This window comes from Serratia sp. CY27727, from assembly GCF_052169275.1.
GTDB classification, from domain to species: Bacteria; Pseudomonadota; Gammaproteobacteria; order Enterobacterales; family Enterobacteriaceae; genus Serratia; species Serratia sarumanii.
This window is the reverse complement of the sequence record NZ_JBJNLB010000016.1, coordinates 69,345-90,834: the sequence shown is the minus strand read 5'-3', so window position 1 is coordinate 90,834 and position 21,490 is coordinate 69,345. Positions and strand designations below refer to the sequence as shown.

Annotated in this window: 22 protein-coding genes; 4 read left to right on the top strand and 18 right to left on the bottom strand. The window is 61.1% G+C overall.

Annotated elements, in window-relative coordinates; translation table 11 throughout:
• Positions 1-129: 129 nt before the first annotated feature.
• Entirely contained in the window at positions 130-831 is a 702-nt protein-coding gene (locus tag ACJ8HB_RS23830; RefSeq protein WP_033636111.1) for a pirin family protein, read from the bottom strand.
• A 107-nt stretch (positions 832-938) separates the two neighbouring features.
• Between ACJ8HB_RS23830 and ACJ8HB_RS23825 the strand changes: the two genes are divergently transcribed.
• On the top strand, positions 939-1,835 hold the full coding sequence (locus ACJ8HB_RS23825; protein WP_004937113.1) for a LysR family transcriptional regulator: 897 nt from the start codon (positions 939-941) through the stop codon (positions 1,833-1,835).
• Positions 1,836-1,885: 50 nt separating this feature from the next.
• Here ACJ8HB_RS23825 and ACJ8HB_RS23820 read toward each other — a convergent pair whose 3' ends face one another.
• The 11 genes from ACJ8HB_RS23820 to ACJ8HB_RS23770 form a co-directional block, all read right to left on the bottom strand.
• A complete protein-coding gene (locus ACJ8HB_RS23820; protein ID WP_047570437.1) occupies positions 1,886-2,872 on the bottom strand; it encodes a glutathione S-transferase family protein in 987 nt (328 codons plus the stop codon).
• Between the two features lie 70 nt (positions 2,873-2,942).
• Positions 2,943-3,338, bottom strand: a complete 396-nt coding sequence (locus ACJ8HB_RS23815) for a DoxX family protein (protein WP_004937119.1) — start codon at positions 3,336-3,338, stop codon at positions 2,943-2,945.
• A 294-nt stretch (positions 3,339-3,632) separates the two neighbouring features.
• Entirely contained in the window at positions 3,633-3,920 is a 288-nt protein-coding gene (locus ACJ8HB_RS23810; RefSeq protein WP_004937121.1) for a YqjK-like family protein, read from the bottom strand.
• The gene (locus tag ACJ8HB_RS23805; protein ID WP_047570438.1) at positions 3,917-4,318 is read right to left on the bottom strand and encodes a phage holin family protein; all 402 of its coding nucleotides are present in this window, start codon (positions 4,316-4,318) and stop codon (positions 3,917-3,919) included. Before ACJ8HB_RS23805 ends, ACJ8HB_RS23810 begins: the two co-directional genes overlap by 4 nt.
• Positions 4,319-4,320: 2 nt before the next feature.
• Entirely contained in the window at positions 4,321-4,626 is a 306-nt protein-coding gene (locus ACJ8HB_RS23800) for a DUF883 family protein (protein WP_004937125.1), read from the bottom strand.
• A 164-nt stretch (positions 4,627-4,790) separates the two neighbouring features.
• Complete coding sequence (locus tag ACJ8HB_RS23795) at positions 4,791-5,162, bottom strand: DUF1090 domain-containing protein (protein ID WP_047570439.1); 372 nt, start codon at positions 5,160-5,162, stop codon at positions 4,791-4,793.
• 241 nt (positions 5,163-5,403) lie between these two features.
• Positions 5,404-5,778: an EnvZ/OmpR regulon moderator MzrA gene (gene mzrA, locus ACJ8HB_RS23790; RefSeq protein WP_072021605.1), complete on the bottom strand. Its 375-nt coding sequence runs from the start codon at positions 5,776-5,778 to the stop codon at positions 5,404-5,406.
• On the bottom strand, positions 5,775-6,455 hold the full coding sequence (locus tag ACJ8HB_RS23785; protein WP_033636104.1) for a DedA family protein: 681 nt from the start codon (positions 6,453-6,455) through the stop codon (positions 5,775-5,777). Before ACJ8HB_RS23785 ends, mzrA begins: the two co-directional genes overlap by 4 nt.
• A gap of 135 nt (positions 6,456-6,590) precedes the next feature.
• Positions 6,591-7,037: a hypothetical protein gene (locus ACJ8HB_RS23780; RefSeq protein ID WP_033636103.1), complete on the bottom strand. Its 447-nt coding sequence runs from the start codon at positions 7,035-7,037 to the stop codon at positions 6,591-6,593.
• A gap of 186 nt (positions 7,038-7,223) precedes the next feature.
• The gene (exuR, locus tag ACJ8HB_RS23775) at positions 7,224-8,000 is read right to left on the bottom strand and encodes a transcriptional regulator ExuR (protein ID WP_047570441.1); all 777 of its coding nucleotides are present in this window, start codon (positions 7,998-8,000) and stop codon (positions 7,224-7,226) included.
• A gap of 119 nt (positions 8,001-8,119) precedes the next feature.
• Complete coding sequence (locus ACJ8HB_RS23770) at positions 8,120-9,418, bottom strand: MFS transporter (protein WP_047570442.1); 1,299 nt, start codon at positions 9,416-9,418, stop codon at positions 8,120-8,122.
• 300 nt (positions 9,419-9,718) lie between these two features.
• Between ACJ8HB_RS23770 and uxaC the strand changes: the two genes are divergently transcribed.
• A complete protein-coding gene (uxaC, locus tag ACJ8HB_RS23765) occupies positions 9,719-11,131 on the top strand; it encodes a glucuronate isomerase (RefSeq protein ID WP_094860188.1) in 1,413 nt (470 codons plus the stop codon).
• A 20-nt stretch (positions 11,132-11,151) separates the two neighbouring features.
• Complete coding sequence (locus tag ACJ8HB_RS23760; RefSeq protein WP_033654795.1) at positions 11,152-12,639, top strand: UxaA family hydrolase; 1,488 nt, start codon at positions 11,152-11,154, stop codon at positions 12,637-12,639.
• Between the two features lie 54 nt (positions 12,640-12,693).
• Here ACJ8HB_RS23760 and sstT read toward each other — a convergent pair whose 3' ends face one another.
• The 5 genes from sstT to ACJ8HB_RS23735 all read right to left on the bottom strand — a co-directional run bounded on the left by sstT (position 12,694) and on the right by ACJ8HB_RS23735 (position 17,683).
• Complete coding sequence (gene sstT / locus ACJ8HB_RS23755) at positions 12,694-13,929, bottom strand: serine/threonine transporter SstT (protein WP_033649012.1); 1,236 nt, start codon at positions 13,927-13,929, stop codon at positions 12,694-12,696.
• Positions 13,930-14,185: 256 nt separating this feature from the next.
• On the bottom strand, positions 14,186-15,160 hold the full coding sequence (locus ACJ8HB_RS23750) for a TerC family protein (protein ID WP_033649013.1): 975 nt from the start codon (positions 15,158-15,160) through the stop codon (positions 14,186-14,188).
• A 252-nt stretch (positions 15,161-15,412) separates the two neighbouring features.
• Positions 15,413-16,144 carry a glutamine amidotransferase gene (locus ACJ8HB_RS23745; RefSeq protein WP_015379152.1) on the bottom strand — a complete coding sequence of 244 codons (732 nt, stop codon included), beginning with the start codon at positions 16,142-16,144 and terminating at the stop codon, positions 15,413-15,415.
• Position 16,145: 1 nt separating this feature from the next.
• Positions 16,146-17,126 (bottom strand): Gfo/Idh/MocA family protein, encoded by a 981-nt coding sequence (locus tag ACJ8HB_RS23740; RefSeq protein ID WP_047570444.1) that lies wholly within the window; start codon positions 17,124-17,126, stop codon positions 16,146-16,148.
• A 50-nt stretch (positions 17,127-17,176) separates the two neighbouring features.
• Positions 17,177-17,683 carry a M48 metallopeptidase family protein gene (locus ACJ8HB_RS23735; protein ID WP_033649016.1) on the bottom strand — a complete coding sequence of 169 codons (507 nt, stop codon included), beginning with the start codon at positions 17,681-17,683 and terminating at the stop codon, positions 17,177-17,179.
• A 149-nt stretch (positions 17,684-17,832) separates the two neighbouring features.
• Here ACJ8HB_RS23735 and rlmG point away from each other — a divergent pair, with 149 nt between their 5' ends.
• Entirely contained in the window at positions 17,833-18,975 is a 1,143-nt protein-coding gene (gene rlmG, locus ACJ8HB_RS23730; protein ID WP_047570445.1) for a 23S rRNA (guanine(1835)-N(2))-methyltransferase RlmG, read from the top strand.
• A 195-nt stretch (positions 18,976-19,170) separates the two neighbouring features.
• Here the strand turns inward: rlmG and ACJ8HB_RS23725 are convergent, their stop codons facing one another.
• On the bottom strand, positions 19,171-21,192 hold the full coding sequence (locus ACJ8HB_RS23725) for an oxidoreductase (protein ID WP_047570447.1): 2,022 nt from the start codon (positions 21,190-21,192) through the stop codon (positions 19,171-19,173).
• Positions 21,193-21,490: the final 298 nt, after the last annotated feature.

The window sequence follows — 21,490 nt, the reverse complement described above, 5'->3', positions numbered from 1 at the left end:
GGATAAGAAGGACCAAGAGATCGAACAGCAGATGGAGCTGTTGCAGGATTAACTCGAAAATGGCCCCCTTTTAGGGGGCGTCGTGTAAAGCCACCTCCTCAGGAGGTGGTCTTTTACTTTCCGGCCGGCTTACACTGGCAGGTCAATCAGCAGTGCGCGCAGCGGCGTCTCGGCGCGGATCGTCAGGCGATTCTCCTCGCGCACGAAGGCGCCGTCGCCGCAGGTCAGGCGTTGTTCTTCGTGGCGCTCGCCGGTGGCGGCGATGGTGCCGTGAATCGACTGCAAATAGGCGCGCGGCCCGTTAATCGTCAGCGTTTGTTCTTCGCCCGGCTGCAGATCGAGATGGTGGATCCAAACCTGCTGGCGCAGCTGCAGGCTGCCCTGCGCGCCGTCCGGCGAGGCCAGCAGCAGGTTGCCCGCCGCCGGCAGCGTCAGGCGCTGCACCCGCTCGTTGTTGCGTTCCGGGCAGGCGTCCAGCCACAGCTGCAGGCGAGTCAGCGGCGTATCGCTGCTGACGTTCTGTTCGCTGTAGCTCAGGCTCGGCTGGGTGGCCAGCAGCAGCGCTTCACCGGCTTTGGCGCGCGCGGTGTTGCCGTCGCTGTCGCGGTATTCCGCCTCGCCCTGCAGGATCAGGTTCAGGATATCCACGCTGGGATAGGTGCGCGGCTGGAACGACGCGCCCGGCGCCAGCACCTCCTGATTCAGCACCCGCAGCGACGCGTAGCCCATCAGTTTGGGATCGAAGTAGTGACCAAAGGAAAAGGTGTAGCGAGCCTGCAGCCAACCAAAGTCAGCTTGCCCGCATTGTTGTGCTGTTCTGCATGTGATCATGGCAATCGGCTCTCTAAATTCATTATCCAAATGGTAAGCATCTGGACGTCGGATTGTTAGCCAGTTAATCTGGTCGGCATATTCAAATTTCCTGACAGAGGGATGTGATGGCCAGAGATCGGGCGCTCACGCTTGAGGCGCTGAGAGTGATGGACGCGATCGACCGGCGCGGCAGCTTCGCCGCGGCCGCCGACGAATTGGGCCGGGTGCCGTCGGCGCTCAGCTACACCATGCAAAAATTGGAAGAAGAATTGGACGTGGTGCTGTTCGACCGTTCGGGCCACCGCACCAAGTTCACCAACGTGGGGCGCATGTTGCTGGAGCGCGGGCGGGTGCTGCTGGAAGCGGCCGACAAGCTGACCACCGACGCCGAAGCGCTGGCGCGCGGTTGGGAAACCCACCTGACCATCGTCAGCGAAGCGCTGTCGCCGCCGAGCTTGCTGTTTCCGCTGGTGGACAAGCTGGCGCTGAAGGCCAACACCCAGGTGTCGATTTTCACCGAGGTGCTGGCGGGCGCCTGGGAACGGCTGGAGCAGGGGCGCGCCGACATCGTGATCGCGCCGGACATGCACTTCCGCGCGTCGTCGGAGATCAACACCCGCAAACTGTACAAGGTGATGAGCGTTTATGTCGCCGCGCCGGATCACCCGATCCACCAGGAGCCGGAGCCGTTGTCCGAGGTGACCCGCGTGAAGTACCGCGGCATCGCGGTGGCGGATACCGCCCGCGAGCGCCCGGTGTTGACCGTACAGCTGCTGGATAAACAACAGCGCCTGACGGTGAGCACCATCGAAGACAAACGCCTGGCGCTGCTGGCCGGGCTGGGGGTGGCGACCATGCCCTACCCGATGGTGGAAAAAGATATCGAGGCCGGGCGGCTGCGCGTGGTGGGGCCGGAATACAGCCGCGAAGCCGATATCATCATGGCCTGGCGGCGCGACAGCATGGGGGAGGCGAAGGCCTGGTTCCTGCGTGAAATTCCGCGCCTGTTCGCACAGCGCTAACGCCGGTTGGATGACATCCCCTTGCCAGGCGGCAAGGGGATTTTTTTGCCTTAGCTGAAGCGCTGGTCGCGGCCGTGCGGCTCGTCCAGATCCTGCGCCGGCCCGATGGAAATGATGCCGTGCGGGTTGATGGTGGCGTGGCTGCGGTAGTAGTGGTTGCGAATGTGCGGCAGGCTGACCGTCTCGGCGATGCCCGGCATCTGGTAGATGTCGCGCAGGAAACCGTACAGGTTCAGGTAGTCGCTGATGCGGTGTTTGTCGCACTTGAAGTGGGTGACGTACACCGGATCGAAGCGCACCAGCGTGGTCCACAGACGCAGATCGGCTTCGGTCAGCCGATCGCCGGTCAGGTAGCGGTGCTGCCCCAGGATCTGCTCCAGGCGTTCGAGCGCGCTGAAGACCCCGCTGACCGCGTCGTCATACGCTTCCTGGCTGGTGGCGAAACCGGCCTTGTACACGCCGTTGTTCACTTGATCGTAAATCCAACCGTTCAGCTCATCGATTTTGCCGCGCAGATCGGCCGGGTAGTAATCGCCCGCGCGGGCGCCCACGCCGTCAAACGCGCTGTTGAACATGCGGATGATATCGGCGGATTCGTTGCTGACGATGGTTTGCCGCTGTTTATCCCACAGCACCGGCACGGTCACGCGCCCGCTGTAGTGCGGATCGGCCCGCAGGTAGATCTGGTACAGGAAGTCGGCGTGATACAGCGGATCGCCGGTGGTTTCAGGAAAATCCTGGCCGAAGGTCCAGCCATTTTCCAGCATCAGCGGGTGCACCACCGAGACCGGAATGATCTGCTCCAGCCCTTTCAGTTTGCGCATCAGCAGCGTGCGGTGCGCCCAGGGGCAGGCGAGAGAAACGTACAGGTGATAACGGCCCGCTTCGGCCTGGAAGCCGCCCGTGCCGTGTTCGCCCGGCTGACCGTCGGCGGTCACCCAATTGCGAAACTGAGCGGTTGAACGTTTGAAACGGCCGCCGGTAGATTTGGTGTCATACCAGATGTCTTGCCAAACGCCATCGACGAGTTGTCCCATGGGAATCTCCTTGGTGTCCGAGTGAAAAGCGACAGGGCCCGGCATGCCGGGCCCTGAATGACAGTTTAGATTACCATTTCTTGTTCAGAAGACGGTCGATGCTAAAACCGCCAGGGCCTGCGACCGCCAACACGATGAAGCCGCCAGCGATGGTCAGGTTTTTCATGAACATCAGCTGGTTTACGCCTTCCGCAAAGTCAGTGTGGAACAGCAGCGCGGTCAGAATGGTGAAACCGGCAGTGAACAGCGCTACAGTGCGGGTCAGGAAACCGAACAGGATCGCCAGACCGCCGCCAAATTCCAGCAGGATGGTCAGGGGCAGCAAGAAGCCAGGCACGCCCATCGATTGCATGTACTGTTGGGTACCGGCATAAGCGTCACCCATTTTGCCGTAGCCTGCCACGATAAACAGGATTGGCATCAGAATACGAGCAACCAACAAACCTGTATCTTCTAATTTTTTCATCATCTACTCCAAAGTGTTTTTGTGCGCCTGTTCGGCGGTAGTCATATCAACGGGCGGCGTAGCGGGTCTCTTACCCTGTCCGCTCCGTCTCAAATTGATGGAGTGAATGTTAAGCGGGAAGTGCTCAGGTTGTTAGCAAGTAAAACTGTCGTAATTTTTCAAAAAATCTGAATCTTTAGCGTGCTAATAAACTGACGCTTGTCAGCAGGTTGCCCGGCCCTCGGGATAAGCAGCGCTGTTTTAGGGAGAAAACGAGGGCGGAGCAACAGGATGTTTGAAGGAAAAGCGCGGGGCTTACTTGGCGGAGAAGGTCTTTTTAAACAGGCGGATAGCGCTCCAGGCGCCGAAAGCGCGGCGCGACCAGCGGATCATCTTGCTGGGGTGGCGGATGCCGTACAGCGCCATGACGCTGGAACCGAGCACCAGATAGCGGCGCAGGCCAAACACCGTCTGCCAGCCGCGGTCGATGCGTTCGGTCTTTTCCAGCCATAAAGACTTGTGTTCGGCCAGATCCAGACGCTGTTGCTGGATCTGGCGAATCAGCCTCTCTTTTTTCCATTCCAGATAGCGGCGGCGGCTCATGGCTCGCGCTCCAGTTCGGCACGATCGAGTTCCAGCTGCTTGCGCGTGGCGCCGAGCAGCGTGGTGCGACGGGCCTTGACCAGCGTCCAAATGGTGCCGACCACGGCCAGGAACAGCAGCACGCCGGTCGTGGCACCCAGCGCCATCAGCCGATAGACCGGATCGATGGCCCAGAAGATCAGGATCAGCAGGCTCATCAAACCGAAGGCGGTGAACAGAAGCGTCATACCGGCCATGATCAGCAGCTGAATGAGGTTGGCTTTCTCCTCTTCCAGCTCGACCACCGCCAGCCGGACACGGGTTTCCACCATGCCGACCAGGATCGTGATGATGCGCTGACCGATATCCAGGATCCCTTTAGCGGGGCCCTGCGCGCGCACTTGCGGTTGTTCAGCCATGATTAACGACGCGCGAGCAGCACGCCCAACACCACGCCGACCGCCGCGCCGATGCCGATGCCGGTCCACGGGTTGTCGCGCACATAGTCGTCGGCCTGGCCGGCGATCTGCTTGGTTTGCGAAGCCAGCTTGTCACCGGCGTCGCTCAGGCGAGCGCGGGTCTCTTTCAGCGCGCCTTCCGCCTTCGAGCGCAGCTTCTCCAGCTCGGCTTTCGGCTTGTCGGTAGAGGAGTTCAGCACTTCCTCCAGCGTATCGGCTAAGGACTTCAGTTCAGCGCGTAAGTTTTCTGCATTTGAATCATGTGCCATGTGATTATTCCTTAACGTTTATTTCGACAGACTTTTAACATAGCGGATTTTTTCGCCGGAGCAAAGGGGTGATGACCAGCAGATAACACCAGGCATCAATCCCATATGCTTAATAAATCCCGTGTGATGGGGCTCTCATCGATAAATCCGCTGGTACAAAAAAATTATTCCGCCTGAGCGCGTTTCAGCTCAGCCTGCGCTTCCGCCAGCTTCTGCTGCTTCTTGGCGACCTTGTCCAGCTTGCCGGTTTGCTGCGCTTCTTTCAGCTCCTGCCGGCGCTCGTCGACCTTGCGCTGTTTCTCTGCGATATTTTCCTGGCGTTCGGCTTGCAGGCCGGCTTCGGTGCAGTGAGTCTGCACTTCGCGCAGCGCTTTTTTCAGCCCGTCCACGCGGTGGGTGTTGCCGTGCTGGGTGGCATAGTCGATTTGCTGCTGGATGTCTTGCGCTTTGGCGGCGCAGCCGCCCTCAGCGGCCGAAGCGAGGGCCGGCAGCGTGCAGAGTGGCAACAGCAGTAACAGTGAATGGCGTAATTTCATCTTTCAGTTCCTTTTCATGGGATGCCTGAACAGGCACCCGCTTTCCTGACTGCCGAAGGCGGCAGCGCGAGAGGAGGGCGTTCATCGCCGGCTGAAGTTACCCTTCAGCATAGTCATGAAACCGGCGCGCCCCCAAAGAATCAGCCGTGACTCGGTGCTGACTGATTAATTCTTGAGCTAATCGGTGCGAATGAAAATGGAAATAATGCAATGAAAGGAAACCCCTTCATATGAAGGGGGATTATCCCAGATTGAGTGGGGAACGCGCAAATTCGCGTACCCAATGCGACGGCACGGGGGATTCGCTCAACGCGATGTGGTAACCGGGCGGCAAAATGGTTTGCAACGCTTCGCGCGCCAGCAACTGCTGCTCCGGCGAATCCAGACGGATCACCAGGCCATCGCCTTCCGGCGTGATGCTTTTGATGCGGATGCCGCGCTCATCCAGGCGCTGGTAGACGTAAAAACCGTCGGGCAGCGACAGCCCTTGCTGGCCAGCGCGAATGCGCAGCTCGCTCTCGGTGCGCACCATGCAGGGCACCAACAGCGTCGCCAACGCCAGCAGGGCGAACGCGATCATCAGGACGTATTGCCAGCGCGGGCGCTTTGCTGTCACGCCCCTTTCCCCGGGTTCTGGCCGCTGGCGCGTTTCTTGCGCCACAGCACGATCAACGAGCCGATCAACCCGACCACCAACAATACCAGCGGCAACATCATCAGGCAGAACATCAGCTGATCTTCATACTTGCGGAACACCGGGGTTTTGCCCAGCGCGAAGCCCAGCGTCGTCAGGATCAAGACCCACAGCAGGCCGCTCATCCAGTTGAAGAACTGGAAGCGCGCGTTGCTCAGGCCGGACAGGCCGGCGATGGTCGGCAGCAGGGTGCGCACGAAGGCCAGGAAGCGGCCGACCAGCAGGGCGGAAAGCCCGTGGCGGTGGAACAGGTTGTGAGCGCGTTGATGGTAGTGGGCCGGCAGGTGCGAAAGCCAGCCTTGCACCGTTCGCGTATTGCCGAGCCATCGGCCCTGTATGTAGCTGACCCAGCATCCCAGGCTGGCAGCGACGGTCAGGATGACGATGGTCAGCGGGAAGCCCATGGTGCCTTTGGCGATCAGCACGCCGACCAGGATCAGCAGGCTGTCACCCGGCAGGAAAGCGGCCGGCAGCAGGCCGTTTTCCAAAAACAGAATCATGAACAGCAGGATGTAGAGGGTCCACACCAACGAAGGGTTCGCCAGCGTCTCAAAATCCTGCTGCCACAGGGCATGTATCAGTTCTTTAATGATGTCCATCCGGTGTTCCTAAAACGTCATTGTTTATTTTTATCTCAGCGGCGGAACGGGCGTGGGCTGAAAGCGCGCGGCGATCCTGAATGCTGATAACGATGAAACGGCGTTGCTTTAAGGTTTTTAGCGGTGCGACACCGGTCATAGGTGATAAGTCAGCGTGCCACGGTACTGCATGTTACTTTCTTTCCAGCCGGCCTGCCGACTCTGTTGCCTGGAGGCGTCCAGCATCCAGTCGACCTGGGCAAGCCGGTTGGGAGCCGGAGTGTCCTGGCGGGGGAAGCGAATTCGGTAGCCCGGCTCTGCGGCCAAGGTATAGACCGGCGCCGGCAGGGAGGATGCGAGCAGCGAACCGGGGAAAGAGTGCGCTCTGGGCAGCAGCAGCGGCAACTTGCCGGGGGCTTTGCGGCGCGCTTCGGCCGGTGCCCGATACACATGATCATAGGGGGAAAGCGCCGGCTCCGCCAGCAGCGGCAGGCTGCTCAGCGCGCTGGGGGTTGGCTTGGGTGACGCCACGCATAGCTGTTGGCCGGAGACCGAACCGGTCCAGCAAAAAACAGCAATCAGCATGGCAAACAACCAGCGCATTTATTCGCGTCCCGCCCCCGCAGCAATGGGTAAAAAAGTGGGCTAACTCTACCAAAATAGCACGATTGGCAACAGGGAAATCTACGTTGCCGACGGTGAAATAGTACACGGCAAACGGCGGTTCCGGCATCGATTCAGCGGATTTTACATTACCTGACATAAGCCGACGGTTTTTGACCGCCGTGGCTATTTCGGTTCGTGGCTCACGCCATCCAGATGCACCACCGGATTCTCGGCGAACAGATAGCGGTCGGCATTGTATTCGAAATCGTCGCTGGTGGCGTTGAACAGCATCTGCTTGGTGTTTTCCAGGTGTTGCCACATCGCCAGTTTGGCGGCGTAAGGATCTTTGCGCATCAGCGCCTTGAGGATCAGATCGTGATCGTCGCACCAGCTGGCGATCGAACGTTCGTCGATATGTTCGTGCAGTTTCTTCCAGTAAGGGTTGTTGACCCGCTGCACCCACATTTTTTCCACGATGGTGGCCATGGCGGTGTTCTGGGTGGCCAGCGCCACCTGCACGTGGAACTTCAGATCCCACTGCGAGTCGCGAAAGCGATCCTCTTTGCGGGCGTGCTCCTGGATCTCCATCAACTGCACGATATCTTGCTTGGTCACCTGGGTGGCGGCGAATTCGGCGATGTTGCTTTCGATCAGCTGGCGCGCCTGCAGCAGCTCAAACGGGCCGGCGGTGGCGAACTCGATGCTGTCGCCCGGCACCACCAGGTGTTTTTGCTGGTTGGACACCACGTGGATCCCGGATCCCTTGCGCACGTCCACATAGCCTTCCACTTCCAGCATGATGATCGCTTCGCGCACCACGGTGCGGCTGACATTCATCTCTTCGGCGATATATCGCTCGGCCGGCAGCTTGTCGCCCACCGGGTAGCGGCCGCTTTCGATGCGTTGTTTAAGCTCGGCGGCCAGTTGCTGATACAGGCGTCTGGTTTCAGTGAATTCCATAGTGAATGCTCTATACGGTGCGGTGGGAAGGGGCGCGTGGCCATCGGATTTGTTATACCACTTATTCGGCACCGCTGCCAGAGGAGCAAAAGGCCCGGCGCGGGGGCCGGGCGACGGGATCAGCTGCGCGCCGGAGACGGCTGCAGCGCGGCCGGTTGCGCTTCGGCGGCCGGGCGGTTTTGCAGCACTGTCCAGATGACGATGGCGCCGAGAATATCGAAGACCGACAGCGCGGCGAACAGCGGGCTGAAGCCGAGAGTGTCCGCCAGGGCGCCGACCACCAGCGCGAACAGCGTGCTGGCGGTCCAGGCCGCCATGCCGGTCAGGCCGTTGGCGGTCGCCACCTCATTGCGGCCGAACACGTCGGAAGAGAGAGTGATCAGCGCGCCGGACAGCGCCTGATGGGCGAAGCCGCCGACGCATAGCAGCGCGATAGCCGCGTAAGGGCTGGTGAACAGGCCAATCATACCGGGGCCGATCATCAACACCGCCCCCATCGTCACCACCAGCTTGCGCGAGACGATCAGATTGACCTTGAAATACTTCTGGAACAGCGGCGGCAGGTAGCCGCCGACGATGCAGCCGAGATCGGCGAACAGCATCGGCATCCAGGCGAACATGGCGATCTCTTTCAGGTTAAAACCGTAGGCCTTGAACATGAACAGCGGGATCCAGGCGTTGAAGGTGCCCCAGGCCGGCTCCGCCAGAAAACGCGGCAGGGCGATGCCCCAGAACTGACGGTTGCGCAGGATCTGCCAGGCGGACATCTTTTTGGCGTTAGAGGTCTGGTGCTGCGCTTCCTGGCCTTCGAGGATGTAACGGCGTTCTTCCTGGCTCAGTTTCTTCTGATCTTTCGGGTGCTTGTAGAACAGCAGCCAGCAGATGGCCCAGATCAGGCTCAGCACGCCGGTGATGATGAACGCCATCTCCCAGCTGTGCGCCACGATGGCCCACACCACCAGCGGCGGGGCGATCATGCCGCCGATCGACGAACCCACGTTGAAATAGCCGACGGCGATCGAACGCTCTTTGGCCGGAAACCACTCGCTGCTGGCCTTCAGCCCGGCGGGGATCATCGCCGCCTCGGCCATGCCGACCGCGCCGCGCGCCAGCGCCAGGCCGCCCCAGCTGTTGGCCAGCGCGGTGCCCATGCAGAACAGCGCCCACAGAATGGCGAACATGGCGTAGCCGACCTTGGTGCCCAGCACGTCCAGCACATAGCCCGCCACCGGCTGCATCACGGTGTAGCAGGCGGAGTAGGCGGCGACGATGTAGGAATACTGTTGGGTGGTGATGTGCAGCGTATCTTCCAGCGTCGGCGCCGCCACGGCGATGGCGTTGCGGGTCAGGTAGCCCAGCACGGTGCCGACGGTCACCAGCCCGATCATGTACCAGCGTAACCCTTTAATTTTACGCATCCGAAATGTCTCCCCGTTTGAAGGTATGGCCGACGATGCGGCTGGCGAGACAATAACCTGTCATACAGGTTTAAAAGTTGAGTGATATCACAAAAGGAATTATTCGCCTGAGCGATACTGTCGCCGATGAAATAGCGCATTTATGACGCAAGTTTGCCGTAAAAACGAGCAGAAAAGGGATTAAGGGACAGCAAAACGGCAGGCGTCGAGAAAAATTTGCTGGACGCTCATTAAAATTGGTGTGATAACTTTTGTGATTCGAACCCCATGCCGCACGGCAAGTAAGGTAAGGAGCCCGAGATGGCGACGTTTTTGAGCGAAGATTTCCTGCTGGACAGCGAATTTGCCCGGCGTTTGTATCATGACTACGCGGCGGACCAGCCGATTTTCGATTACCACTGCCATTTGCCGCCGCAGCAGATCGCGGAGAATACCCGCTTCAGCAACCTGTACGATATCTGGCTGCGGGGCGATCACTATAAATGGCGGGCGATGCGTACCAACGGCGTGGCGGAGCGGCTGTGCACCGGCGATGCGGGCGATCGCGAGAAATTCGACGCCTGGGCCGCCACGGTGCCGCACACTATCGGCAATCCGCTCTATCACTGGACGCATCTGGAGCTGCGTCGGCCGTTCGGCATCACCGGAACGCTGCTGTCGCCGGCCACGGCGGATGAGATCTGGCAGCGCGGCAATGCGCTGCTGGCGCAGGATGAGTTTCGCGCGCGCGGCATCATGCGGCAGATGAACGTGAAAATGGTCGGCACCACCGACGATCCGATCGACGATCTGCGCCACCATCGGGCGATCGCCGACGATCACAGCTTCGATATCAAGGTGTTGCCGAGTTGGCGGCCGGACAAGGCCTTCGCCATCGATGCGCCTGGCTTCAACGACTATCTGCGGCAGCTGGAGGCGGCGGCGGACACCGCCATCGGCCGCTTCAGCGCGCTGTGCGACGCGCTGTACAAGCGAATGGATCACTTCGCCGTCCACGGTTGCAAGGTGGCCGATCATGCGCTGGACGTGGTGGTGTTCGGCGAGGCCGACGAAGCGGCGCTGGATGCGATCCTGCTGCGCCGTCTGAACGGCGAGCTGCCGACCCCGGAACAGAGCGCCCAGTTCAAAAGCGCAGTGCTGCTGTTCCTGGCCGGCGAATACCGGCGCCGCGGCTGGGTGCAGCAGTACCATATCGGCGCGCTGCGCAATAACAACAGCCGCATGCTGGCCGCCGTCGGGCCGGATATCGGCTTCGACTCGATCAACGATCGGCCGCTGGCGGAGCCGCTGTCGCGGCTGCTGGATGCCCAGGCGCGGCAGGGCGGCCTGCCGAAAACCATTCTCTATTGCCTCAACCCGCGCGATAACGAAGTGATCGGCACCATGATCGGCAATTTCCAGGGGGAAGGCACGCCGGGCAAGATGCAGTTCGGCTCTGGCTGGTGGTTCAACGATCAGAAGGACGGCATGCAGCGCCAAATGACGCAGCTGGCGCAGCTCGGGTTGCTGAGCCGCTTCGTCGGCATGCTGACCGACAGTCGCAGCTTCCTGTCATATACGCGGCATGAATACTTCCGCCGCATTCTTTGCCAGATGATCGGCCGCTGGGTGACGGACGGCGAAGCGCCGGCGGATCTCGCGCTGCTGGGCGAGATGGTGAAAAACATCTGTTTCGACAACGCCAAAAACTATTTCGCCATTGAACTGGCGTAGCCGTTATCCGGGACCGGTTTATGCAAAGTACGATAAAGATTCACGAGCAGGATAACGTGGCGGTGGCGCTGCGCGATCTGGCCGCCGGAGAAACGGTTGAGCTGGACGGGGAGCGCGTTCAACTGGCGCAGCCGGTGGCGCGCGGGCACAAGTTTGCGCTCGGCCCGATCGCAAAGGGCGAGGACATCATCAAATATGGCCAGCCGATCGGCCACGCGCTCGCGGCCATCGGGCCCGGGGAACATATTCATTCGCAAAACGCCAAAACCAACCTGAGCGATCTGGACAGCTACCGTTACCAGCCGCAGTTCCCGGCGTTGCCGCCGCAGGCGGCGGATCGCGAGGTGCAGCTGTACCGCCGGGCCGGCGGCGACGTGGGGATCCGCAACGAACTGTGGATCGTGCCGACCGTCGGCTGCGTCAACGGCATCGCCCGCCAGATCCAGCAGCGCTTTTTGCAGCAAACGCAGGCGGAGGGGATCGACGGCGTGCATCTGTTCAGCCATCCGTTCGGTTGCTCGCAGCTGGGACAGGATCATGCCAACACCCGCATCATGCTGCAAAACATGGCGCGCCATCCCAACGCCGGCGCGGTGCTGGTGATCGGGCTGGGGTGCGAGAACAATCAAGTGGAGGCCTTTCGCGCCACGCTGGGGATGGCGGACGAGCGGCGGCTGCGCTTTATGGTGTGCCAACAGCAGGACGACGAGGTGGAGGCCGGGCTGGGGCTGCTGCACGAGCTGTACCGTGAGATGCGCCACGATCGCCGCGAGCCGGGCCGCCTGAGCGAGCTGAAGTTCGGCCTGGAGTGCGGCGGTTCGGACGGACTGTCGGGCATTACCGCCAACCCGCTGCTGGGACGGTTTTCCGATTATGTGATCGCCAATGGCGGCACCACGGTGCTGACCGAAGTGCCGGAGATGTTCGGCGCCGAGCGCATCCTGATGAGCCGCTGCCGCGATGGGGAGACTTTCGACAAAACCGTCGACATGATCAACGATTTCAAACGCTATTTCATCGCCCATCAACAGCCGATTTATGAGAACCCGTCGCCGGGCAACAAGGCCGGCGGCATTACCACGCTGGAAGAGAAATCGCTTGGCTGCACCCAAAAAGCGGGCCTGAGCCAGGTGGTGGATGTGCTGAAATACGGCGAGCGGCTGCGCGTGCCGGGGTTGAATCTGCTCAGCGCGCCGGGCAACGACGCGGTGGCGACCAGCGCGCTGGCCGGCGCCGGCTGCCATATGGTGCTGTTCAGCACCGGGCGCGGCACGCCATACGGCGGCTTTGTGCCGACGGTGAAGCTGGCCACCAACAGCGAGCTGGCGGCGAAGAAACCGCACTGGATCGATTTCGACGCCGGCGGTCTGGTTCACGGGGTGGCGATGGAGACCTTGCTCAGCCGCTTCGTCGATCTGATCGTCGAGATCGCCAACGGCCGTCCGGCGCGCAATGAAGCCAACGATTTCCGCGAGCTGGCGATCTTTAAAAGCGGAGTGACGCTGTAAGGCTGACAAAAAAGGCGCTCGAAAGAGCGCCTTTGCAATGCAGCCAGGGTGGGATTAACGCACCTTCAGCGGGTCTTCGTTCGCCAGCCGCTGGTCTTCCGCCTGGCAGGCCGCGGCGGTGAACAGCACGTCGGTGGAGGAGTTGAGGGCGGTTTCCGCCGAATCCTGCAGCACGCCGATGATAAAGCCGACCGCTACCACCTGCATCGCCACGTCGTTCGGAATGCCGAACATGTTGCACGCCAGCGGGATCAGCAGCAGCGAGCCGCCGGCCACGCCGGAGGCGCCGCAGGCGCAGAGGGCGGCCACCACGCTCAGCAGCAGGGCGGTCGGAACGTCCACCGCGATGCCCAGCGTGTTTACCGCCGCCAGCGTCAGTACGGTGATGGTGATCGCCGCGCCGGCCATATTGATGGTTGCGCCCAACGGGATGGAAACCGAGTAGGTGTCCTCATTCAGGTTCAGCTTCTTGCACAGCTCCATGTTCACCGGGATGTTGGCGGCCGAGCTGCGGGTGAAGAAGGCGGTTACGCCGCTCTCGCGCAGGCAGGCGAACACCAGCGGATACGGATTGCGGCGGATCTTCCAGTAAACGATCAGCGGGTTGAGCACCAGCGCCACCAGCAGCATGCAGCCGATTAACACCATCAGCAATTGGGCGTAGCCCCACAGCGCGCCGAAACCGGTTTCCGCCAGCGTGGAAGCCACCAGGCCGAAGATGCCGAGCGGCGCACAGCGGATCACCGCGCGCACCACCAGCGTGACCGCATGGGACATGTCGTTGATCAGCCCCTTGGTGGTTTCGGAAGCGTGGCGCAGCGCCAGCCCCAGCCCGACGGCCCACGCCAGAATACCGATGTAGTTGGCGTTAATCAGCGCATGGAACGGGTTGGCCACCACGCTCATCAACAGGCCCTTCATTACCTCCACAATGCCGCCCGGCGGGGTAATGTCCGTCGCGCCGGTGCTCAGCGCCAGCGTGGAAGGGAAGATAAAGCTGACGACGACCGCCACCAGCGCCGCGGCGAAGGTGCCCAGCAGGTAGAGGAACAGGATCGGGCGAATGTTGGTCTTCTGCCCCTGTTTATGGTTGGCGATCGAGGCCATCACCAGCACCAGCACCAGCACCGGCGCCACCGCCTTCAGCGCGCCGACGAACAGGGAACCGAGCAGGCCAACGGCGGAGGCCGCCGCCGGCGAAACCAGCGCCAACAGAATGCCGGCCACCAGGCCGACCATGATTTGTTTGACCAGGCTACCCTGCGTGATCTTTTGTAGTAGTTTTTGCATAGTGCTTTCTTCCTGATGTTATCTGGCCGCCGCGGCGGGAACGACGCCGGGTGGCTTTATATGATTCTGTAACTAAGTGTGTTTGCCGAATCAGTATTCAGCAATCGAATGATGTTGGAAAGAGGCGAAGGTGAAATTCTAAGCGCGGATCAACACTTGATAACATACTGGTTACATTTGTGTGATCGCAATAACGTTTGGCGTTTTGGGGGAATTGCCAAACAATCACGGGGCGACTAGCGCCCCGGATAACAGATTATGGTTGTTTATTCGCCAGGCGATCGTTGCGACGGTTGACCCAGGCGTTAATCAGCAAGGTGAGCGTCAGGATGCCCGCCACCACGCCCAGCGATACGCCGATCGGGATGTGGAAGAAGTCGATAATCAGCATCTTGATGCCGATAAACACCAGGATCACCGACAGGCCGTATTTCAGCATCGAGAAACGCTCCGCCACGTTGGCCAGCAGGAAGTACATGGCGCGCAGGCCCATGATGGCGAACAGGTTGGAGGTCAGGACGATGAACGGGTCAGTGGTCACGGCGAAGATCGCCGGAATGCTGTCCACCGCGAAGATCACGTCGCTCAGCTCTACCAGGATCAGCACCAGCACCAGCGGGGTGGCGAACAGGATGCCGTTGCGGCGCACGAAGAAGCGCTCGCCTTCCAGGTTGTCGGTCATGCGCAGGTGGCTGCGCAGCCATTTCACCAGCGGCTTGTCGCCGATCGCCGAGTCATCTTCCTTCGCCAGCGCCATTTTGATACCGGTGAACAGCAGGAAGGCGCCAAACAGGTACAGCAGCCACTGGAACTGGCTGACCAGCCAGCTGCCGGCGAAGATCATGATAGTACGCAGCACGATCGCCCCCAGCACGCCGTAGATCAGCACCCGCCGCTGCAGGTTGGCCGGCACGGCGAAGTAGCTGAACAGCATCAGCCAGACGAACACGTTATCCACCGCCAGCGCTTTTTCGATCAGGTAGCCGGTGAGGAAGGCCAGCGCCTGGGTATCGGCGACGGCGCGCCCGGCGGTTTCATTCAGGTAGTACCAGAAACCGAAATTGAACAGCAGGGAGAGGCTGACCCACACCAGCGACCAGCTGGCGGCCTGCTTCATAGACATGGTGTGCGCGCCTTTACGGCCCTGCAACAGGAGATCGATTGCGAGCATCACGACTATGACGGCGGCGAAGCTGCCCCATAACCACGGTGTGCCAACGGAATTCATCATCAGAGGTATCCTTCAAAAACAAAAACGGCCAACGTCGGAAGACGCCAGCCGCTCTGTGAACGTTGCAAGCAAACCTCGCCTTCCGGCAAGGTCTCACTTACAACGTTGATGAAGGTGGTTACACCTTTGACATCAGGTTGCCCGGTAACCGGATGCTTGCGCATCGTAATGACGATTGACCGGCAATGAAGTTACTCCCCTTTGCAGAGCAGAAAGTAATGCAAAATGTGTCGGCGGTCAACGTGAATCGCGTTAGCCGGCCATCGCTTTTTGCGCGCCGAGGCTGACGACGAATCCCTGCAGCAGCAGGCGGCTGAACGGCGTGTCGCTAACCTGTTGTTGTTGCTGTTGATAGCGGGCTTGCTGCTCAGGATGCAGTTCGCCGAGCCACTGCAGATACTGGCTCATCACCGCGCCGTTGAATTCCGGGTGGAACTGGGTGGTCAGAGCGTGATCGCCATAGCGCAGGATCTGGTGCGCGTCCTGCTGCGAACGCGCCAGCGTCTGCGCGCCGGCGGGCGGCGTCAGCACGCTCTGCGAGTGGATAAGATTGGCCTTGAATCGCGGTGGCAGCAGGGTGAGCCGCCGATCGTCGGCCGCGGCGGGCAGCAGTTCGATCTCCAGCGTGCCGACCTCCATGCCCTGCGGGTGATAGCCCACTTCGCCGCCGAGCGCGTAGGCCAACAGCTGGTGGCCGTAGCAGACGCCGAACAGCGGCAGTTTGATCGCCATCGCCTGACGCAGCCATTCGGCGGCCTCCTCGCTCCACGGGAGCCGTTCGGTCACCATCGCCGGCGAGCCGGTGATGACCACGCCGCAATAGGCGGCCGGCGGCAACGGCCTTTCGCCGGCGGGCAGATGCACGATGTGCGCGCGTTCGGCGTCGATATTCCCCTGTTGCAGGAACATGCCATCAAAGTTGGCCAATTCCTGACGAATGGCCTGCGGCGCGTCGCCGGTTTGCATCACGAGCAGCGGTTTCATCTCATTCTCCGTCGGCGGGGAAGACGACGCCGGTCTGGCGGCGGATGTCGGTCAGCAGGCGGGCGACGATCAGCGAATTCTCCAGCCCCGGATGTTCCACCTGACGCTGCTCAACCCGCTCGGCGAAGGCCAGCGCTTCATACAGCATGGTGTTGATGTGCTGAGTCTGGCTCAGGTCCTGCCGGTTGCCGCCGCGCGGCGTCAGCGCCACGCCCTGGCACTCGGAAATCTTGTCGATAATCAGCGTGCCTTCTTCCCCTTGGATCTCGCTGAGGAGTGCCGAGTCGCTGACCTTGGAATGGGAAAGCGTGACGTCGAAATCGCCGTAGTTCAGGCAGACGGTGCCGTGGGCGTCCACGCCGGTATCGAGCAGCGTGGCGCTGGCCAGCACCGACTGCGGCGCGCCGAACAGCGCCACCGCGCTGGCCAGACAGTAGTAGCCGATGTCCATGATCGAGCCGTTGGAAAACTGCGGGTTAAAGGTGTTGGGATTCTCGCCGGCGAGATAGCGCGGATAGCGCGAAGAGTATTGGCAATAGTTGATAAAGGCTTTGCGCAGCCGGCCGACTTTAGGCAATGCCTGCTGCAGCGCCAGGAAATTCGGCAGATAGGCGCTTTTGAACGCCTCGAACAGCACCACCTGGTTTTCCCGCGCGCAGGCGACCAGCTGTTCCGCTTCGCGCTGGTTGGAGGCCAGCGGTTTTTCGCAGATCACGTGCTTTTTATGGCGCAGGAACAGCAGCGATTGCGGGCAGTGCAGGGAGTTGGGGCTGGCGATATACACCGCGTCTATGGCGTCAGACTGCGCCATCGCCTCGAGCGAGTCGAAAAACTGCGTGACCTGATAGTTGGCGCCAAACGCCTGCGCCTGTTCCAGCGAGCGTGAATACACGGCGCTCAGCTTGAGTTTGCCGCTTTCATGGGCGGCATCGATAAAACGTTCCGTAATCCAGTTGGTGCCGACGACGGCAAAGCGAATCATGGCGAGCTCCGGTCCAGGCCTAAAACCGCAGATTATCACGCCCTCACTCGCTATGCATACAGCTCGCCAAACAGCGAAAGGTGCGTCAGATACAGCCGGGTATCGAACTCCAGCTGGTGGTAATCCGGCTCCATATGGCAGCACAGGCTGTAGAACGCCTTGTTGTGATCTTTCTCTTTCAGGTGCGCCAGCTCATGCACCACGATCATGCGCAAAAAGGGTTCGGGCGCGACCTTGAACACCGTCGCCACGCGGATTTCCGCCTTGGCCTTCAGCTTGCCGCCCTGCACGCGCGAGATGGCGGTGTGCAGGCCAAGCGCGTGCTTCATGACGTGGATCTTGCTGTCGTAGGCCACCTTGCTCAGCGGCTGGGCGTTGCGCAGATACTGGTTTTTCAGATCGACGGTAAACTGATACAGCGACTTGTCGGTGGTGCAGCCGTGCACCTGCGGGTAGCGCTGCAGCAGCACGTCTCCCAGCCGATTCTGATGGATCAGTTGCTGCACCTGGCTTTGCAGATGCGTTGGGTAGCCTTGGAGGTAGGTCAATTCAGACATTCTTGTTCCGTATCAACGGCCATTCAGTCGGTCATTCTATGCTGTTTTTTCGCTCAAATCCTGGCATACGCAATTTATCCGAAAAAACATTTTACTGACGGGCGTTTTTAGGGGATAAACAGCCCAAATTTTATCAGTCAGGAGGGGCAATGAGCCAACTCGATCTGGGAACACAGCAACTTGAGCTGGAGCGTTATCCCCAACAGGAAGAATCCACCCAACTGCAGGCGTGGGAAGCGGCGGACGAATATCTGCTGCAACAGCTTGAAAACGTAGATATCGGCGGCCGTCCGGTGCTGATTTTCAACGATAACTTCGGCACCCTGGCCTGTGCGCTGCACGCGCATCGCCCTTACAGCGTCAGCGACTCCTACATGAGCCAGCTGGCGACGCGCCACAACCTCAAGCTCAACGGGCTGGATCCCGAGCAGGTTACGCTGCTGGACAGCCTGGCCGAGCTGCCGGCGGCGCCGGCGGTGGTGTTGATTCGCGTGCCGAAGGCGCTGGCGCTGCTGGAGCAGCAGCTGCGCGCGCTGCGCCACGTCGTGACCGAAGACACGCTGATCGTCGCCGGCGCCAAGGCGCGCGACGTGCACACCTCGACGATGCAGCTGTTTGAAAAGGTGCTGGGCCCGACGCGCACCAGCCTGGCGTGGAAGAAAGCGCGCCTGATCTTCTGCCAGGCGGCGGACATCGTCCCGCCGGCGGCGGCGGCGGAAACCACCGACTGGCCGCTGGACGGCACCGATTGGCTTATCCATAACCACGCCAACGTCTTCTCGCGCGGCAGCCTGGATATCGGCGCGCGCCTGTTTATGGAGCATCTGCCGCGCGGCCTGAACGGCCATATCGTCGATCTGGGCTGCGGTAACGGCGTGATTGGCCTGACGGCGCTGGCGCAAAACCCGGAAGCGCAGGTGACCTTCGTCGATGAATCTTACATGGCGGTGGCCTCCAGCGAACTGAACGTGGAGCACAACCTGCCGCAAGAGCTGGATCGCTGCCAGTTTGAGGTGAACAATTCGCTGGCGGGCATCGAGCGCGAAAGCGTGCAGGCGGTGCTGTGCAACCCGCCGTTCCACCAGCAGCACGCCATTACCGATCACACCGCCTGGCAGATGTTCTGCGACGCCAAGCGCTGCCTGCAGGTGGGCGGCGAATTGCGCATCGTCGGCAACCGCCACCTCGACTATCACCAGAAGCTCAAGCGTCTGTTCGGCAACTGCACGCTGGTGGCCTCGAACAAGAAGTTCGTGATCTTGAGAGCGGTGAAATCCGGCGCGCGTCGCTGAGCGTGATGACCAAGGGAGCTGTGCGCCCCTCATGCTGTTGACAAAGGGGGGAAAAAGCGTGGTTTTTCCCCCCTTTGTGGTTATCAGCCGAAAATCAATAAATTGATTTTCCTTGTTTTCTATTCGCTGCTCTCTGCCACCCGGCATGGGGATGAGGTTTGTCATCAATGTCAGGGGCGCTGTGCGCCCCTTTTTTTACAGCGCCATCGCCAGCCGCGTCCCCTGATCGATCGCGCGGCGGGCGTCCAGCTCGGCGGCCACGTCGGCGCCGCCGATCAGATGCACGGTTTTCCCCATCGCCAGCAGCGGCTGCTGCAGCTCGCGGCGCGGTTCTTGCCCGGCGCAGATGACCACCGTGTCCACCGGCAGACAGCTGTCCTGCTCGGCGCGGGTGATGTGCAGCCCTTCGTCGTCGATCAGCCGATAGCTGACGCTGTTGAGCATCTTCACGCCGCGCATCGCCAGGCTGGCGCGATGGATCCAACCGGTGGTTTTCCCCAGGCCTTCGCCCACCTTGCTGGTTTTGCGCTGCAACAGGTAGATTTGCCGCGCGGCGCGCGGTGCCTGAGGGCCTTGCGCCGCCAGCCCGCCGCGCTGCTCAAGGCGGCCGTCGATACCCCATTCGCGGTTGAATTCCGCCTGATCCAGGCTGCTGGACACGCCGTGCTGGCTGAGGTACTCGGCGGTGTCGAAGCCGATGCCGCCGGCGCCGACGATCGCCACCCGCTGGCCGACCGGTTTTTTATCGCGCAGCACGTCCAGATAGCTCAGCACCTTGGCGTGGCCGATGCCGGGGATGTCCGGGGTGCGCGGCACGATGCCGCAGGCGAGGATCACTTCGTCGAATTCGCTTAAATCCGCCGCCTCGACCTTGACGCCCAGCCTGACCGTCACTTCGCCCAGCGCCAGCTGGCGACGGAAGTAACGCAGGGTTTCATGGAATTCTTCCTTGCCGGGGATCTGCTTGGCGATGTTGAACTGGCCGCCGATCTGCTCGGCGGCGTCGAACAGCGTCACCTGATGGCCGCGGCTGGCGGCGGTGGTGGCAAAGGCCAGCCCGGCGGGGCCGGCGCCGATCACCGCCAGTTTTTTCGGTTTCTCCGCCATTGTCAGTGGCATTTCGGTTTCGCGGCAGGCGCGCGGGTTGACCAGGCAGGAAGTCAGCTTGCCTTCAAAAATCTGGTCGAGACAGGCCTGGTTGCAGCCGATGCAGGTATTGATCTCGTCGGCGCGCCCCTCGGCGGCTTTCTGCACAAAGGCGGCGTCGGCGAGGAACGGACGCGCCATCGACACCATGTCGGCGCAGCCGTCCGCCAGCACCTGCTCGGCCACCGCCGGATCGTTGATGCGGTTGGTGGTGATCAGCGGGATGCCGACCTTGCCCATCAGCTTGCGGGTCACCCAGCTGAACCCGGCGCGCGGCACCATGGTGGCGATAGTCGGAATACGCGCTTCGTGCCAGCCGATGCCGGTATTGATGATCGTGGCGCCCGCCTGTTCAACCGCCAGCGCCAGCTGCTCGATCTCCTGCCAGCTGGAGCCGTCTTCCACCAGATCGAGCATCGACAGCCGGTAGATCAGAATGAACTCCGCGCCCACCGCCTGGCGCACCGCCCTGACGGTCTCGACGGCGAAGCGCATGCGGTTGGTGAAGCTGCCGCCCCATTGGTCGTCGCGCTGATTGGTGCGCGTCGTCAAGAATTGGTTGATCAGATAGCCTTCGGATCCCATCACTTCCACGCCGTCATAGCCGGCCTGCTGCGCCAGCGCCGCGCAGCGGGCGAAGTCGGCGATGGTCTGCTCGATCTCCGCTTCGCTGAGCGCGCTCGGCGTAAACGGGTTGATCGGCGCCTGCAGGGCGGAAGGGGCGACCAGCTTGGGTTGATAGCTGTAGCGGCCGGTGTGCAGGATCTGCAGCGCAATTTTGCCGCCCGCCCGGTGGACGGCTTCGGTCACCGGGCGGTGGTGAGGCAATTGCTCCTCGCTGTTGAGGATCGAACCGCCGCGAAAAACCACGCCCTGTTCGTTCGGGGCGATGCCGCCGGTGACGATCAGCGCCACGCCGGCGGCGGCGCGCTCGGCATAAAACGCGGCCAGGCGCTGCGGGCCGTCGGGCAGCTCTTCCAGGCCGGTATGCATCGATCCCATCAGCACCCGGTTTTTCAGGGTAGTGAAGCCGAGATCCAGCGGCGCCAGCAGGTGAGGGTAATTGCTCATTGCACTCTCCATCGGGTGAAATCGGGGCCCGTTGTTATAATTATGTGAACACAAGTGGTCGGATGAGATAAATCTAGCCGTTGTCGCGCCGCTTGGGAATCTGCGTTGCGCCGAATGTGATAGACGTCATGAATCTCAGACACTGTTTGCATAACGAACAAAAGATCGGTTAACCTTTGCGCGTTGCAAATTCCTTCTCTCTGCGGAGCCATAACCGAAAATGAACAACCACACCTGTTGATATCTGGTCCCACGCCGTGCGCTCTCGCGCCCTGTGGGGATGTTTTGATCTCATTCA

Excerpts from the sequence above, each read along its gene's own strand:
- ACJ8HB_RS23830 (WP_033636111.1), bottom strand. The coding sequence starts at position 831 with ATGATCACATGCAGAACAGCACAACAATGCGGGCAAGCTGACTTTGGT.
- ACJ8HB_RS23825 (WP_004937113.1), top strand. The coding sequence starts at position 939 with ATGGCCAGAGATCGGGCGCTCACGCTTGAGGCGCTGAGAGTGATGGAC.
- ACJ8HB_RS23820 (WP_047570437.1), bottom strand. The coding sequence starts at position 2,872 with ATGGGACAACTCGTCGATGGCGTTTGGCAAGACATCTGGTATGACACC.
- ACJ8HB_RS23815 (WP_004937119.1), bottom strand. The coding sequence starts at position 3,338 with ATGAAAAAATTAGAAGATACAGGTTTGTTGGTTGCTCGTATTCTGATG.
- ACJ8HB_RS23810 (WP_004937121.1), bottom strand. The coding sequence starts at position 3,920 with ATGAGCCGCCGCCGCTATCTGGAATGGAAAAAAGAGAGGCTGATTCGC.
- ACJ8HB_RS23805 (WP_047570438.1), bottom strand. The coding sequence starts at position 4,318 with ATGGCTGAACAACCGCAAGTGCGCGCGCAGGGCCCCGCTAAAGGGATC.
- ACJ8HB_RS23800 (WP_004937125.1), bottom strand. The coding sequence starts at position 4,626 with ATGGCACATGATTCAAATGCAGAAAACTTACGCGCTGAACTGAAGTCC.
- ACJ8HB_RS23795 (WP_047570439.1), bottom strand. The coding sequence starts at position 5,162 with ATGAAATTACGCCATTCACTGTTACTGCTGTTGCCACTCTGCACGCTG.
- ACJ8HB_RS23785 (WP_033636104.1), bottom strand. The coding sequence starts at position 6,455 with ATGGACATCATTAAAGAACTGATACATGCCCTGTGGCAGCAGGATTTT.
- ACJ8HB_RS23780 (WP_033636103.1), bottom strand. The coding sequence starts at position 7,037 with ATGCGCTGGTTGTTTGCCATGCTGATTGCTGTTTTTTGCTGGACCGGT.
- exuR (WP_047570441.1), bottom strand. The coding sequence starts at position 8,000 with ATGGAATTCACTGAAACCAGACGCCTGTATCAGCAACTGGCCGCCGAG.
- ACJ8HB_RS23770 (WP_047570442.1), bottom strand. The coding sequence starts at position 9,418 with ATGCGTAAAATTAAAGGGTTACGCTGGTACATGATCGGGCTGGTGACC.
- uxaC (WP_094860188.1), top strand. The coding sequence starts at position 9,719 with ATGGCGACGTTTTTGAGCGAAGATTTCCTGCTGGACAGCGAATTTGCC.
- ACJ8HB_RS23760 (WP_033654795.1), top strand. The coding sequence starts at position 11,152 with ATGCAAAGTACGATAAAGATTCACGAGCAGGATAACGTGGCGGTGGCG.
- sstT (WP_033649012.1), bottom strand. The coding sequence starts at position 13,929 with ATGCAAAAACTACTACAAAAGATCACGCAGGGTAGCCTGGTCAAACAA.
- ACJ8HB_RS23750 (WP_033649013.1), bottom strand. The coding sequence starts at position 15,160 with ATGATGAATTCCGTTGGCACACCGTGGTTATGGGGCAGCTTCGCCGCC.
- ACJ8HB_RS23745 (WP_015379152.1), bottom strand. The coding sequence starts at position 16,144 with ATGAAACCGCTGCTCGTGATGCAAACCGGCGACGCGCCGCAGGCCATT.
- ACJ8HB_RS23740 (WP_047570444.1), bottom strand. The coding sequence starts at position 17,126 with ATGATTCGCTTTGCCGTCGTCGGCACCAACTGGATTACGGAACGTTTT.
- ACJ8HB_RS23735 (WP_033649016.1), bottom strand. The coding sequence starts at position 17,683 with ATGTCTGAATTGACCTACCTCCAAGGCTACCCAACGCATCTGCAAAGC.
- rlmG (WP_047570445.1), top strand. The coding sequence starts at position 17,833 with ATGAGCCAACTCGATCTGGGAACACAGCAACTTGAGCTGGAGCGTTAT.
- ACJ8HB_RS23725 (WP_047570447.1), bottom strand. The coding sequence starts at position 21,192 with ATGAGCAATTACCCTCACCTGCTGGCGCCGCTGGATCTCGGCTTCACT.